Annotated in this window: 15 protein-coding genes; 9 read left to right on the top strand and 6 right to left on the bottom strand. The window is 65.2% G+C overall.

Annotated features, from left to right (window positions below; genetic code table 11):
* The 3 genes from ABYB95_RS07295 to ABYB95_RS07285 form a co-directional block, all read left to right on the top strand.
* The coding region (locus ABYB95_RS07295; RefSeq protein ID WP_372657815.1) for a mechanosensitive ion channel family protein at positions 1 to 828 on the top strand (828 nt) is incomplete at its 5' end.
* A gap of 87 nt (positions 829 to 915) precedes the next feature.
* Positions 916 to 1,797, top strand: coding sequence for an NUDIX hydrolase (locus ABYB95_RS07290; protein ID WP_372657814.1), 882 nt, complete (start codon positions 916 to 918; stop codon positions 1,795 to 1,797).
* Between the two features lie 63 nt (positions 1,798 to 1,860).
* The gene (locus ABYB95_RS07285; protein WP_372657813.1) at positions 1,861 to 2,445 is read left to right on the top strand and encodes a thermonuclease family protein; all 585 of its coding nucleotides are present in this window, start codon (positions 1,861 to 1,863) and stop codon (positions 2,443 to 2,445) included.
* Positions 2,446 to 2,474: 29 nt separating this feature from the next.
* Here ABYB95_RS07285 and ABYB95_RS07280 read toward each other — a convergent pair whose 3' ends face one another.
* The 3 genes from ABYB95_RS07280 to gpmA all read right to left on the bottom strand — a co-directional run bounded on the left by ABYB95_RS07280 (position 2,475) and on the right by gpmA (position 5,626).
* Positions 2,475 to 3,230 carry a ThiF family adenylyltransferase gene (locus ABYB95_RS07280; RefSeq protein ID WP_372657812.1) on the bottom strand — a complete coding sequence of 252 codons (756 nt, stop codon included), beginning with the start codon at positions 3,228 to 3,230 and terminating at the stop codon, positions 2,475 to 2,477.
* A 29-nt stretch (positions 3,231 to 3,259) separates the two neighbouring features.
* On the bottom strand, positions 3,260 to 4,741 hold the full coding sequence (locus tag ABYB95_RS07275) for a S41 family peptidase (RefSeq protein ID WP_372657817.1): 1,482 nt from the start codon (positions 4,739 to 4,741) through the stop codon (positions 3,260 to 3,262).
* Between the two features lie 141 nt (positions 4,742 to 4,882).
* Complete coding sequence (gene gpmA, locus ABYB95_RS07270) at positions 4,883 to 5,626, bottom strand: 2,3-diphosphoglycerate-dependent phosphoglycerate mutase (protein WP_372657811.1); 744 nt, start codon at positions 5,624 to 5,626, stop codon at positions 4,883 to 4,885.
* Positions 5,627 to 5,740: 114 nt separating this feature from the next.
* On the opposite strand from gpmA, the gene ABYB95_RS07265 reads away from it, so the two are divergent.
* The 4 genes from ABYB95_RS07265 (at position 5,741) to ABYB95_RS07250 (ending at position 8,075) form a co-directional block, all read left to right on the top strand.
* Positions 5,741 to 6,151: a rhodanese-like domain-containing protein gene (locus tag ABYB95_RS07265; protein WP_372657810.1), complete on the top strand. Its 411-nt coding sequence runs from the start codon at positions 5,741 to 5,743 to the stop codon at positions 6,149 to 6,151.
* Positions 6,152 to 6,178: 27 nt separating this feature from the next.
* A complete protein-coding gene (gene grxC / locus ABYB95_RS07260; protein ID WP_372657809.1) occupies positions 6,179 to 6,436 on the top strand; it encodes a glutaredoxin 3 in 258 nt (85 codons plus the stop codon).
* Between the two features lie 118 nt (positions 6,437 to 6,554).
* A complete protein-coding gene (gene secB, locus ABYB95_RS07255; RefSeq protein ID WP_372657816.1) occupies positions 6,555 to 7,022 on the top strand; it encodes a protein-export chaperone SecB in 468 nt (155 codons plus the stop codon).
* Positions 7,023 to 7,040: 18 nt separating this feature from the next.
* Positions 7,041 to 8,075 carry an NAD(P)H-dependent glycerol-3-phosphate dehydrogenase gene (locus ABYB95_RS07250; RefSeq protein WP_372657808.1) on the top strand — a complete coding sequence of 345 codons (1,035 nt, stop codon included), beginning with the start codon at positions 7,041 to 7,043 and terminating at the stop codon, positions 8,073 to 8,075.
* Positions 8,076 to 8,142: 67 nt separating this feature from the next.
* Here ABYB95_RS07250 and panC read toward each other — a convergent pair whose 3' ends face one another.
* Complete coding sequence (gene panC / locus ABYB95_RS07245) at positions 8,143 to 8,994, bottom strand: pantoate--beta-alanine ligase (protein ID WP_372657807.1); 852 nt, start codon at positions 8,992 to 8,994, stop codon at positions 8,143 to 8,145.
* A 129-nt stretch (positions 8,995 to 9,123) separates the two neighbouring features.
* Complete coding sequence (gene panB / locus ABYB95_RS07240) at positions 9,124 to 10,014, bottom strand: 3-methyl-2-oxobutanoate hydroxymethyltransferase (RefSeq protein ID WP_372657806.1); 891 nt, start codon at positions 10,012 to 10,014, stop codon at positions 9,124 to 9,126.
* A gap of 68 nt (positions 10,015 to 10,082) precedes the next feature.
* Here panB and nadC point away from each other — a divergent pair, with 68 nt between their 5' ends.
* Positions 10,083 to 10,946: a carboxylating nicotinate-nucleotide diphosphorylase gene (nadC, locus tag ABYB95_RS07235; protein ID WP_372657805.1), complete on the top strand. Its 864-nt coding sequence runs from the start codon at positions 10,083 to 10,085 to the stop codon at positions 10,944 to 10,946.
* Positions 10,947 to 10,980: 34 nt separating this feature from the next.
* Entirely contained in the window at positions 10,981 to 12,093 is a 1,113-nt protein-coding gene (gene nadA / locus ABYB95_RS07230) for a quinolinate synthase NadA (protein WP_372657804.1), read from the top strand.
* 122 nt (positions 12,094 to 12,215) lie between these two features.
* Here nadA and nadB read toward each other — a convergent pair.
* The coding region (gene nadB / locus ABYB95_RS07225) for an L-aspartate oxidase (RefSeq protein WP_372657803.1) at positions 12,216 to 13,330 on the bottom strand (1,115 nt) is incomplete at its 5' end.

The raw sequence follows: 13,330 nt of genomic DNA, 5'->3' as shown, positions 1-13,330 counted from the left end.
GTCTCGACCATCGCAGGTGACATCGCGGCCCGCGACTTGAAACGGCACTTGCAACGGGCCAACCCTTTGGCGGTCGAGCACAACATGGAGGCGCGCCGCATCCACACCCAGACACAGGTGCTGTCCCGCGTGGTGCAAGGCATGGTCTGGTTTGTCGGGGCGGCTTTGTTGCTGATGACTTTTCCGGCTGTGCGCGAGATCGGGGCCAGTCTGCTGGCGTCGGCGGGTGTGCTGGGCATCGTGGCCGGATTTGCCGCCAGGCCGGTGTTGGGCAACATCATCGCGGGATTGCAGATCGGCATCAGCCAGCCCATACGGCTCGACGACGTGGTGATTGTGGAAAACGAATGGGGCGTGATCGAACAAATCACCGGCACCTATGTGGTGGTGCGCATCTGGGACGACCGGCGCTTGATCGTGCCCTTGCAGTACTGGATTGAAAAGCCGTTCCAGAACTGGACGCGTAGCACCAGCGAACTGACCGGCACCGTCTATTTGTGGGTGGACTACCGCATGCCGCTGGCACCGCTGCGCGAGGCCTTGCAACGCGCCTGCGATACGTCCGAACTCTGGGACCGGCGCGTGGCGCTGCTGCAAGTGACCGAAGCGGGCGAACGGGCGATGCAGCTGCGCTGTCTGGTCACGGCCGCGTCGGCACCCGCAGCCTGGGATTTGCGCTGCCACGTGCGCGAATACCTGATCGAATTCATCCAGTCCGAATACCCCCAGTACCTGGCCCGGCAGCGTGCCGAAGTGGGGCTGGTGGAGGGTACGGAGCCGGGCACGGAATTGAGCGCCAGCCGGTCTGTGGACATGCCGGCGGCTTGACGCAGGCGGGGTCGTGCTCTGGGGTGGACCCGGTACCGGTGTCGTCTGGGTGCCATGTGCCCGGTGGCGGTGCGGCGACAATGGCCCATGGTCACCATCAACTCCGAAGAAGTCCTGAGCCCGCCCGTGGCGGCCGCCACCGTGATGGTGTTGCGCGAAGGGCCGCGTGGCCTGGAAGTGCTGCTGGTGCGCCGACATGGTGGTTCGGGGGTGCTCGGTGGTGTGCACGTGTTTCCGGGCGGCAAGCTCGATGCGGCCGACAGCCAGTTGCCCGGTGGCGCGGTGACGGACCGCTCTGCCGCCGCTTGCCTGCAGGCCTTGGGCGAAACCGGGCTGGATCCGCAAACCGCCGTGGCCCTGCACGTGGCGGCGTTGCGCGAAACCTTTGAGGAATGCGGTTTGCTGTTGGGCGCTCCTGTGGGCGCACAGCTGGTGGCGCGGCGCGTGCGCGCGCAAATCCTCGGCGGGGCTGGTTTTGCACAGGCTTTGTCGCAACTGGATCTGCCCTTGGCCTTGTCCAGCCTGTTGCCCTGGTCGCGCTGGGTCACGCCGCGTGTGCCCTCGGTCACCAACAAGCGTTTTGATACCCGTTTTTTTGTGGCGCTGGCGCCGGACGAGCAAGAGGCCGAGCACTGTGCGTTCGAGGCCACCGAGGCGGTGTGGCTGTCTCCGCGCGTGGGCCTGGAGCGTTACTGGGCCGGCGAGATCGACTTGGTGCCGCCGCAAATCATGAGCCTGGCCCAGCTGGTGCGGCTGGGCACGGTGCAGCAGGTGCTGGACTGGGCACGCAGCCGCCCGCCCGCGCTGATCGCCCCCGAACCCTTTGATGAAAACGGCGAGCGCGTGATCTGCTACCCCGGCGACCCGGCCCACAGCGTGCGCGAGGCGGTGTGGGCCGGCCCCACGCGGCTGGTCTACCGCCAGCAGCGCTTCGAGGCCGAAGGCGGTCTGGCGGCGCTGCTCGGTTGAGGCTTCGGTAGCGGCAGGGCGCCTGCTCGGTGCACGAGCGGGGCCTTGGCACAATGGCACCCCATGCATGCCAAGCCCCTGTCTCCAACCCTGGGAACGATCACCCGCAGGTTCTTGCTGGTGTGCGTGTGGCCGGTGGCCTTGCTGCAGGTCCCAGCCGCTATAGCGGCTTCCGCCACCGCAGACACGCCGCCGTTGCAGCCCCAGCGCTACTCGGCGCGTGTGACACGGGTTTTTGATGGCGACACCCTGTGGGTTCAACCGCTCGAAGGCGGCGCTCCGCGCAAGCTGCGTCTGTTGGGCATAGACGCCCCCGAGATTTGCCAGGACGGTGGTATCGCCGCCCGCGACGCACTGACACAACGCGTGTTGCGGCAAGTGGTGCAGGTGCAGGTGGACCGTTTTGACGACTACGGGCGTGGTCTGGCCCGGCTCACGCACGACGAGACCGACGTGAGCGCTTGGTTGGTGGCACAGGGGCTGGCTTGGTCGTACCGGTGGCGCAACAGCCTGGGCCCGTATGCCGAGCAGGAAGCGGCGGCGCGCAAGCGGCGCCTGGGTGTGTTTGCCGACGCGCAAGCCGAAGTGCCGCGCGGTTTTCGCCAGCGCCACGGTCCGTGCCAGCTATTCCCGGTGGTGACACCATAGGTCGCCGCTGCAAGCGCAGCGGGGTGCATTCAGCTGGAGGCCGAGCCGCAGACCTCGCAATGCGGGTTGCGCGGCAAGCTGATGGCGTTGAACGCCATGTCGCGGCCATCCAGCATCAGCAGCTGGCCGATCAGGCGCGAACCCAGGCCGGTCAGCAGCTTGAGCGCTTCGGCCGCCTGCACCGTGCCGATGATGCCGACCAGGGGCGCAAACACGCCCATGGTGGCGCAACGGGTTTCTTCCAGGTCGCTGCTTTCCGGGAATACGCAGGCGTAGCAGGGGCTGTCTTCAATGCCGGCGTCGAACACGCTGAGCTGTCCGTCCATGCGAATGGCCGCACCCGAAACCAGCGGCTTGCGGTGGCGAACACAGGCCCGGTTGATGGTGTGCCGGATCGCGAAGTTGTCGGTGCAGTCGAGCACCACGTCCACCGTGGGCAGCAGCGCATCCAGCAAGGCGGCGTCGGCGCGTTGCACCAGGGGGGTCACCCGCACGTCGGGGTTGATCGCGGCGATCGCGTCGCGCACCGATTCCGCCTTGGGGTGCCCCACACGCGCCAGGTTGTGCGCGATCTGGCGCTGCAAATTGGTTTCGTCCACCGCGTCGTGGTCGACCACCGTGATGTGTCCCACCCCGGCGCTGCCCAAATACAGCGCCACCGGTGAACCCAGGCCACCGGCTCCCACGATGAGTGCATGCGAAGCCAGCAGTTTTTCCTGCCCTTCCACCCCCAGTTCGTTGAGCAGGATGTGGCGCGAGTAGCGCAGCAGCTGGGTATCGTCCAAGGCGCGGGCCTACGTCAATCGGTTGGCGGTCAGTTGGCTTTGGGTTCTTCGGCGCGTTCGGTCTGCGTCTTGCTCACCACCACCGGCAGGCCTTTGAGGCGGTTCAAGGCCTGTTGCAGGGGGAAGTCTTTGTCGCTGCCGAATTCGGGCACCAGTCGCTGCCCGGGGTTCTTGCGAACTTCTTCTTCCAGCCGTTGGCGCGCCTCTTCGCGGTCCTGGTCGCGCTGCTGTTCGGCCGCACGCTGCGCGTCGGTCATGGGCTTGTCGGCATCGGCGGCTTCCTTGCTGCTCATGAGGTGTTTCTGCAGATCGGCCTCGCGGGTGCGCAGCAACGCAAACAGATTGCCTTCCGGCGTCTCGTCCACCATCACGTCGGGCACGATGCCCTTGGCCTGGATCGAGGTGCCCAGCGGCGTGTAATAGCGCGCGGTGGTCAGCTTGATGCCGGTGTCGGGGCCCAGCGGACGCACCGTTTGCACGGAACCTTTGCCAAAGGTCTGGCTGCCCAGAATGGTGGCGCGCTTGTGGTCTTGCAAGGCGCCCGCGACGATTTCGCTGGCAGATGCCGAACCTTCGTTCACCAGCACCACCAGCGGTATCTTGCGCAAAGCACCCTTGGTGGCTTCGGTCAGGTGCTTGATCGGGTCGGTGCCGCCCCGGCGCAAGTAGTGCTGTGGTGTGGCCTTGTAAATGAACTTGCTGTCTTCCAGTTGTCCGTTGGTGGAGACCACGGTCACGTTCTCGGGCAGGAAAGCGGCAGACAAGGCCACTGCGGCGTCGAGCAGACCACCGGGATCGTTGCGCAGGTCCAGCACCAGGCCTTTGAGATTCGGTTCCGATTTGTAGATGTCTTCGACCTTGCGGGCGAAATCATCGATCGTGCGTTCCTGGAACTGCGACACCCGCACCCAGGCGTAACCCGGTTCGATCACCTTGGATTTCACGCTCTGGGTCTTGATTTCCTCGCGCGTGATCGTCACCGAGAAACTGCGGTTCTCGAGCTTGCGGAAAATGGTCAGCAAGACCTTGGTGCGCGGCTCGCCGCGCATGAGCTTGACCGCCTCGTTGATGCTCAGGCCCTTGACCTGGGTGTCGTCGATCTTGGTGATCAAGTCGTTGGTCTTGAGTCCGGCGCGGAAAGCGGGTGAGTCTTCGATCGGCGACACCACCTTGACCAGGCCGTCTTCCATGGTGATCTCGATGCCCACGCCCACAAAACGCCCGCTCGTGCCTTCGCGGAATTCCTTGAACGACTTCTTGTCGAAGTACTGGGAATGTGGGTCCAGGCTGGACACCATGCCGGTGATGGCTTCGGAAATCAGTTTTTTCTCGTCCACCGGTTCCACATAGTCGGTCTTGACCATGCCGAACACCGCTGCGAGCTGCTGCAACTCTTCCAGCGGCAGCGGGGCCAGTGCACCGCGGGCCACCGCCTGGAATTGCACCGTGGTCAACGCACCCGCCACGGCGCCAATGGCCAACCAGCCGGTGATTTTCAGCTTGTGGCTCAATTGTTTACCCATTTCGAAACCTTAAAAATAGCGGCTGTTCAAGCCTGGAGGCCGGCCTGCCGGGCCAATATACACCTTGGAGCGCGAGGCACGGATTCGGTTCCGCAAACCCTGGCTCGCCCAGGCTGCCGCGCAAAAAACTCAGGCTTTGCCTTGCGCGGCCACAGCCGCGGCCGCCTGCGCCACCGCTTCGGCATTGCCCAGGTAGTAGTGTTTCAGGGGTTTGAGATCCGCGTCGAGTTCGTAGACCAGCGGTATGCCATTGGGGATATTCAGTCCGACGATGTCGTCGTCGCCGATGCCGTCCAGGTATTTCACTAGGGCACGGATGCTGTTGCCGTGGGCGGCCACCACCAGGCGCTTGCCCGAGCGGATGGCCGGGGCCATGGCCTCGTTCCAGAACGGCAAGACGCGGGCGACCGTGTCCTTGAGGCATTCGGTCAGCGGCACTTCTTCGGGGTTGAGCCGGGCGTAGCGGCGGTCGCTGCGCTCGCAGCGCGGGTCGTCGGCTTCCAGCGCGGGCGGGGGCGTGTCGTAGCTGCGGCGCCAGATCAGCACCTGCTCGTCGCCGTACTGCTTGGCCGTTTCGGCCTTGTTCAGGCCCTGCAGGGCGCCGTAATGCCGCTCGTTCAGGCGCCAGCTGTGTGCCACGGGCAGCCAGGTGCGGTCCATCTCATCCAGCACGTGCCACAGTGTGCGGGTGGCGCGCTTGAGCACGCTGGTGTAGGCGATGTCGAAGTCGTAGCCTTCGGCCTTGAGCAGGCGCCCGGCGTTCAAGGCCTGCTCCACGCCCGTGGGCGTGAGGTCCACGTCGGTCCAGCCGGTGAAGCGGTTTTCGAGGTTCCAGGTGGATTCGCCGTGGCGAATCAGAACAAGTTTGTACATGTGGCGAGCGGATTTGCGGGCGGGAAATGGGGTGAAAACATGCCGCTTCCCAACTGGGCTCAGCGGCGATGCAGCAGACATTCTAAAATCATGGGCTTAACAGAAAGGTTCCCTGTGAGTTTCTTTATCGAAAACTGGATGCTGATTGCGGTCGCGGTCGCCTCGGCCGGTCTCCTGATGTGGCCCACGATGGCCGGCGGAGGCGGTGCGGGATCGGTCAATCCCGCGCAAGCGGTGCACTTGATGAACCGCGAAAAAGCCGTGGTGGTCGATGTGTGCAGCGCGGACGAATTCGCCAAAGGGCATGTGGTGGGCGCCAAAAACGTGCCACTGGCCGAGCTGGAGGCCAAGCTGCCGGGGGTGGTGAAGAACAAGGCCACGCCTGTGATCCTGGTTTGCGCCTCGGGGGCTCGGTCCGGTCGGGCGGTGGCCACGGCCAAGAAGCTGGGCTACGAGAACACCTCGTCGCTCGCGGGCGGCATGGGTGCCTGGCGCAGCGCCAGCATGCCGGTCGAGAAGGTCTGATTTTTTTCCGTATTTCCAGGAGTTCCCATGGCCCGAGTCAAGATGTACACCAGCGCCTATTGCCCTTTTTGCCACCGGGCCAAGGCCTTGTTGCAGGCGCGCGGTGTGAACGAGCTGGACGAAGTGTTTGTCGATGGCCAGCCCGAGTTGCGGGCCCAGATGGCGCAGATCACCGGTCGCACCAGCGTGCCGCAAATCTTCATCGGTGAAACCCATGTCGGCGGCTGCGACGACTTGCATGCGCTGGATCGGCAGAACGGGCTTGAGCCCTTGTTGCAGGCCTGAGGCACCAGGGGCGCGCAGTCGGCGCCAGCGGTGCTGAGATAATTCCACCAGGTGCCCGCTTCGGGAACGCTCTTCCCCGGCGGGTTTCATTTTTTTCTGACCCTTGAAAGCACCACCCATGGCCAACGAACAAGCCACGCCCGAAGCGACCTTCCAGATCCAGCGCGTCTACCTCAAAGAGGCCTCGCTGGAGCAGCCCAATTCGCCCGCGATCTTGCTGGAGCAGGAGCAGCCTTCGGTGGACATCCAGCTGGGTGTTGAAGCCAATCCCGTGGCCGATGGTGTGTTCGAAATCTGCGTCACGGCCACGGTGACGACCAAGATCAAAGACAAGACGGTGTTTCTGGTCGAAGCCAAGCAGGCCGGCATCTTCGAAATCCGCAATCTGCCCGAAGACCAGATGGGCCCCATCATGGGCATCGCCTGCCCGCAAATCGTCTACCCTTATCTGCGCAGCAATGTGGCCGATCTGATCCAGCGTGGCGGCTTTCCGCCGGTGCACCTGGCCGAGATCAATTTCCAGGCCATGTACGAACAGCAGCAAGCCCAAGCCGCCGCAGCAGCACCCAGCATCGTCACCCAGTAACGGGTCTCAGGACTCGCGATGAAGATTCTGGTCTTGGGGGCGGGGGCCTGGGGCACCGCCCTGGCCATCAGCGCGGCCAGCCAGTCGCCACCTCGGCACCGGGTGGTGTTGTGGGCGCGCGATCCGCAGCAGGCGCAAGAGATGCAGGCGCAGCGGGAAAACCAGCGTTATCTGCCCGGCGTGGCATGGCCTGCGGCGCTCGAAGTGTCGGCCACCGCGCTGGACGCCACCGATTCACCCCTGCTGGATGTGGATCTGGTCGTGGTCGCCACGCCCATGGCCAGCCTGCGCGCCATGTTGCAAACCCTGCAGCGGGTGTCTGTGCCTGTGGCCTGGTTGTGCAAAGGCTTTGAATCTCCGCTCGGCACCTCTGCCGGCGTGTCCAGCTCCATGGGTTTGATGGGCCACGAAATCAAGGCCCAGGTGGTTCCGGGTTTGAAAGTCGGTGTGCTCAGCGGCCCCAGTTTTGCGCTGGAAGTGGCGCGTGGCCAGCCCACCGCGCTGGTGGCGGCCAGCGACCGCGCCTGTGTGCGCGACGCGCTGGTGGCAGCGTTCCACGGTCCGAGCTTGCGTGTCTATGCCAACGACGACATCGTCGGCGTTGAAGTGGGCGGCGCTGTGAAAAACGTGTTGGCCATCGCCACCGGTCTGTGCGACGGCCTGGCGCTCGGGCTCAATGCCCGCGCGGCGCTGATCACGCGCGGCCTGGCCGAAATGAACCGCCTGGGACTCGCGCTGGGAGCGCGTGGCGAGACCTTCATGGGTTTGTCCGGTCTGGGCGATCTGGTGCTGACCGCCACCGGCGACCTCTCGCGCAACCGCCGGGTGGGGCAGTTGCTGGCCCAGGGCCTGGGTTTGCAGCAGGCGGTGGACTCGCTGGGCCATGTGGCCGAAGGCGTGTACAGCGCGCGCACCGTGGTGCAAAGGGCCGGGCACCTGGGTGTGGACATGCCGATTTCGCGCGCCGTGGTGGCCTTGCTGGACGGCAAGCTGTCGTCGCAGCAGGCGGTGGCCGCGCTCATGGGGCGGGACCCCCGGCACGAACAGATCTGACCGGCACCGCTGTTGCGGCGCGCGCTATACCTGCAGGGCGCTGCGGTGGCACAGGCCACCGGTGGGCTCAGATTTCGAAGTTGTCGATCAAACGGGTCGAGCTCAGGCGCGCAGCGCCCAGCACCACCAGTTCATCGCCCGCCTGGGGCGGCAGCAGATCGGCGCGGCGGCGCACCGTGAGGTAGTCGGGCATCCAGCCGCGTGCAGCCAGCGCGTGCATGGCGCGGTCTTCCAGGGCCGGCAGTTTTGTGGACAAGGCGTCGGCGCAAGAGAGCGCGTCTCGTGCCAGGGCGCGCAAGGCCAACGACAGTTGCACCGCTTCGGCCCTGTCGGCCTCGCTGAGGTAGCGGTTGCGCGAACTCAGGGCCAAGCCATCGGGCGCGCGCTGGGTTTCACCGGCCACGATGGTGATGGGCAGGGCGAACTGCTGGACCATGCGCCGGATCACCATTTGCTGCTGGTAGTCCTTTTTGCCGAACAGCGCGTGGCGCGGCCCCTTGGCTTCGGAGAACACGCACTGGAACAGCTTCATCACCACGGTGCACACGCCGGTGAAGAAGCCGGGGCGGAAATGCCCCTCCAGAATATCCGCCAGCTCGGCGGCGGGCTGGATCTTGAAGCCTTGCGGCACCGGATACAGCTCTTTTTCCTTGGGCGCAAACACCACGTCGCAGCCCGCCTGTTCCAGCCGGTCGCAGTCGGCCTGCAGGGTGCGCGGGTAGCTGTCGAAATCTTCGTTCGGGGCGAACTGCAGGCGGTTGACGAAGATGCTGGACACCACCACGTCGCCCAGCGGCTTGGCACTGCGCACCAGGTTCAGGTGGCCGTCGTGCAGATTGCCCATGGTGGGCACAAAAGCGGGCGCGTCAAAAGGACGCAGCACATCGCGCAGTTCTTCAATGGTGTGGACGAGTTGCATAGAGAAGGGGGAGAGGGGAGGTGAAATCTCTTGTCAAGGGCGCCGCAGAACCGGCTTCGCCGGGCTGCCAGCACCGCCCCCTGGAAGGGGGTGACGCACCGCAGGTGCGGCGCGGGGGTGGGGTCGGCTTCACCAGGCGTGCAGGCTGTCGTCGGGGAAGCTGCCGTCTTTCACGGCCGCCACGTACGCGGCCATGGCGTTGCGCACGCTGTTCTGGCCCTCCATGAAGTTGCGCACGAACTTGGGGTTCTTGCCCAGGTTGATGCCGAGCATGTCGTGCATGACCAGCACCTGGCCCGCCGTGCCTTTGCCGGCACCGATGCCAATGGTGTGGCACAACGGCAGTTGGACCGTGATTTCGGCCGACACCGTGGCCGGCACCATTTCCAGCACCAGCATGGACGCGCCCGCATCCTGCAGCTCGATCGCCTGGCGTTTGAGCAGCAGGGCGGCGCTGTCGCCGCGCCCCTGCACCCGGTAGCCGCCGAGGGCGTGCACGGTTTGCGGTGTGAGGCCCAGGTGGGCACAGACGGGAATGCCGCGCTCCACCAGAAAGCGCACGGTTTCGGTGGTCCAGCCGCCGCCTTCGAGTTTGACCATGTGGGCGCCGGCCTGCATCAGCACCGAAGCGCTGCGCAAGGCTTGTTCCTTGGACTCGTGGTAGCTGCCAAAGGGCAGGTCGCCAATCACCCAGGCCGTGGCTTGCACGCGCTGCAGGCCGCGCACCACGCTGGCGGTGTGGTATTGCATGGTCTCCAGGCTGACGCCGACGGTGCTGGAAAGCCCCTGACAGACCATGCCCAATGAGTCGCCGACGAGAATACATTCCACCCCCGCAGCGTCGGCCACGGCGGCAAAGGTCGCGTCGTAGGCGGTGAGCATGGTGATCTTCTCGCCACGCTCGCGCATTTCGGCCAGGCGCGGCAGGCTCACGGGCTTGCGCTGGGGCAGTGGCGAGGCCGATGGCAGGGTGCCGTAAGGGGTGCCCGAGGTTGGTGTTTCGTTGTTGGTCTGGCTCATGTTTGTCTACCTTCCATGGTGGCACGTGCTTGGGGGCACTATATTCGATCCCGTTATGCTAAGGCCCTATGAAACACCTCTCTGATTTCACGCCCCAGGATCTGAACGAATTGGCACGGCAGGACGTGGCGCGGGCCTTGTCCGAAGACGTGGGTTCTGGCGACCTGACCGCTGCCCTGGTGGACCGCGAACGCAGCACGACCGCGCGCATTCTGGCGCGCGAAGCCGCCGTGATTTGTGGCGTCGCCTGGGTGGAGGCCGCCGTGTATGCGCTCGACCCCCAGGCGCGCCTGATCTGGCATGTGCGCGAAGGTCAGCGTTGTGCGGCCGATCAGGTGGTGCTCGAATTGCAAGGCAAAGCGCAGGCTTTGCTGACCGCCGAACGCACGGCCTTGAATTTTCTGCAACTGCTGTCGGCCGTGGCCACCAAAACCGCCACCTATGTGGACGCCGTGGCGGGTACACGCGCGCAGATCGTGGACACGCGCAAGACCTTGCCCGGCTTGCGTCTGGCGCAAAAATACGCGGTCAAGACCGGGGGCGGTGTGAACCACCGCATAGGCCTGTACGACGCCGTGTTGATCAAGGAAAACCACATCGCCGCTGCCGGCGGTGTGGCCCAGGTGCTGGCGCGGGTACAGGCCACGGCGCCACAGGCGCGCTTTGTCGAGATCGAGGTGGAAACCCTGGAGCAACTGGAAGAGGCCCTGGCCTGTGGCGCCACCATGGTGCTGCTCGACAACATGGACATTCCTCTTTTGCAGGAGGCGGTGCGGCGCAACGCCGGACGGGCGGTGCTGGAGAGCTCGGGCGGCGTCAGCCTGCAAACGGTGCGCGCCCTGGCCGAAACCGGCGTGGACCGCATATCCATTGGCGCTTTGACCAAGGACGTCAAAGCGGTGGACTTTTCCATGCGCTTCGACGCTTTTTGATGCCGACGTGCATGGCTTGAAACAGGAAATCCCCATGAACCCGAACAGCGACAGCCCCGTGATCGACGTGGAATACGAACAACCCGCCTGCCCGACGCAGCACGCCTGGGCGCGCGTGCCGGTGGAGCCGGGACCGGTGCAGCGCGCGGCGCTCAAGGACCGCATCCGCCAACTCTTGAAAGAACGCAACGCGGTCATGGTCTCGCACTACTACGTGCACCCGGACTTGCAAGACCTGGCGGTGGAGACCGGTGGCATCGTCAGCGACTCGCTGGAGATGGCGCGCTTTGGGCGCGACCACCCGGCCACCACCCTGGTGGTGTCGGGCGTGCGCTTCATGGGCGAAACCGCCAAGATTCTGAGCCCGGAGAAGACCGTGCTCATGCCCGATCTGGATGCCAACTGTTCGCTCGATCTGGGTTGCCCCATCGACCAGTTCAGTGCCTTTTGCGACGCCCACCCCGACCGCACCGTGGTGGTGTACGCCAACACCAGTGCGGCGGTCAAGGCGCGTTCGGACTGGCTGGTCACCAGCAGCTGTGCGCTCGACATCGTGACCGCTTTGAAGGACAAGGGACACAAGATACTGTGGGCGCCCGACAAGCACCTGGGCACCTACATCCAGCGCGAAACCGGCGCCGACATGGTGATGTGGACCGGCTCCTGCATCGTGCACGACGAGTTCAAGGCCTTCGAGCTGGAAGCGCTGAAGAAGGAGCACCCCCGCGCCAAAGTGCTGGTGCATCCCGAGAGCCCGACCGACGTGATCGCGCTGGCCGATGCGGTGGGTTCCACCTCGGCCATTCTCAAGGCCGCGCGGGAGCTTGATGCACCTGAGTTCATCGTCGCCACGGACAGCGGCATGATGCACATGCTGCGCCAACAAAACCCCGGCAAGGTCTTTTTAGAGGCACCCACCTCCGGCAACAGCGCCACCTGCAAGAGCTGCGCGCACTGTCCCTGGATGGCCATGAACGGCCTGGCCGGTGTGGCGCAGGTGCTGGAAAAAGGTCTGAACGCCATCGATGTGGATGCGGCGCTGATCGAACGTGCCCGCTTGCCCATCGACCGCATGCTGGCTTTCACCGCCGCGCAGCGCGGGGGTCAGAACGCGGGCGCATTGGTGCCCAACATCGGGGCGGCGTAGGGGGTCCATCCCCGCCGCGCTTCGCGCGCCCCCCTCCTGAGGAGGGGCGACGCCTGCGGCCTGGCAAAGGCAGTTCCGCGGCATCCTTGACCTGGCGCCGCTTCTTGCCGCGGTTGTCGGGATCAACGCGCTGGCGGCACCAGAATCGTAGGCTTGGCGTCGGGCAACAGATCGGGATAGTTGCGGCTGAAGTGCAGGCCGCGGCTTTCGTGCCGCATCATGGCCGACATCACGATCAGGTCGGCCACTTGCACCAGGTTGCGCAGCTCCAGCAGATCGCGCGTGACGTGGAACTGCGAATAGAACTCGTGGATCTCCCCCTGCAACAAGGCGATGCGGTGGGCCGCGCGCTCCAGGCGTTTGTTGGTGCGCACGATGCCCACGTAGTCCCACATGAAGCGGCGCAACTCGTCCCAGTTGTGCGAGATCACCACGCGCTCGTCGGCATCGGTCACGCGACTGTCGTCCCACAGCGGGATGTCTTGCGCTTCGCCCGATTGCGCGGCCTGGATGGCACTGACCGCGGCCTGGGCAAAGACCATGCATTCCACCAGCGAGTTGCTGGCGAGCCGGTTCGCGCCGTGCAGACCGGTGCAGGTGGTTTCGCCCACGGCGTAGAGGCCGGGAATGTCGCTGCGGCCCGACAGGTCGGTCACCACGCCGCCGCAGGTGTAGTGCGCGGCCGGTACCACCGGAATGGCTTCGCGGGTGATGTCGATGCCGAGTTCGGCGCAGCGCGCCAGGATGTTGGGAAAGTGTTCTTGCAGGAAGGCGGGGCTTTCGTGCGAGATGTCGAGGTAGACGCAGTCCAGGCCGTGTTTCTTCATCTCGAAGTCGATCGCGCGGGCCACCACGTCGCGCGGCGCGAGTTCGGCGCGCGGGTCGTGGTCCGGCATGAAGCGGTGACCGCCCAGCGACGCCGGCAACTTGAGCAAACCGCCCTCGCCACGGACCGCTTCGGTGATCAGATAGCTTTTGGCGTGCGGGTGGTATAGGCAGGTGGGGTGGAACTGGATGAATTCCATGTTGGCGATGCGCGCGCCGGCACGGTACGCCATGGCCACCCCGTCGCCGGTGGCGACGTCGGGATTGGAGGTATAGAGGTAGACCTTGCCGGCGCCACCGGTGGCCAGGATGGTGTGCGGTGCGGTGAAGGTGACCACCTGGTCGCTGGCTTCGTCCAGCACATAGGCGCCGTGGCAGCGCTGTGCCGACTTGGACTTGGCCTTGCGGTCGG

This window comes from Hydrogenophaga sp., assembly GCF_041633695.1.
Classification (GTDB): domain Bacteria; phylum Pseudomonadota; class Gammaproteobacteria; order Burkholderiales; family Burkholderiaceae_C; genus Hydrogenophaga.
The sequence above is the reverse complement of the archived record's forward strand: the minus strand, read 5'-3'. Positions and strand labels throughout refer to the sequence as shown.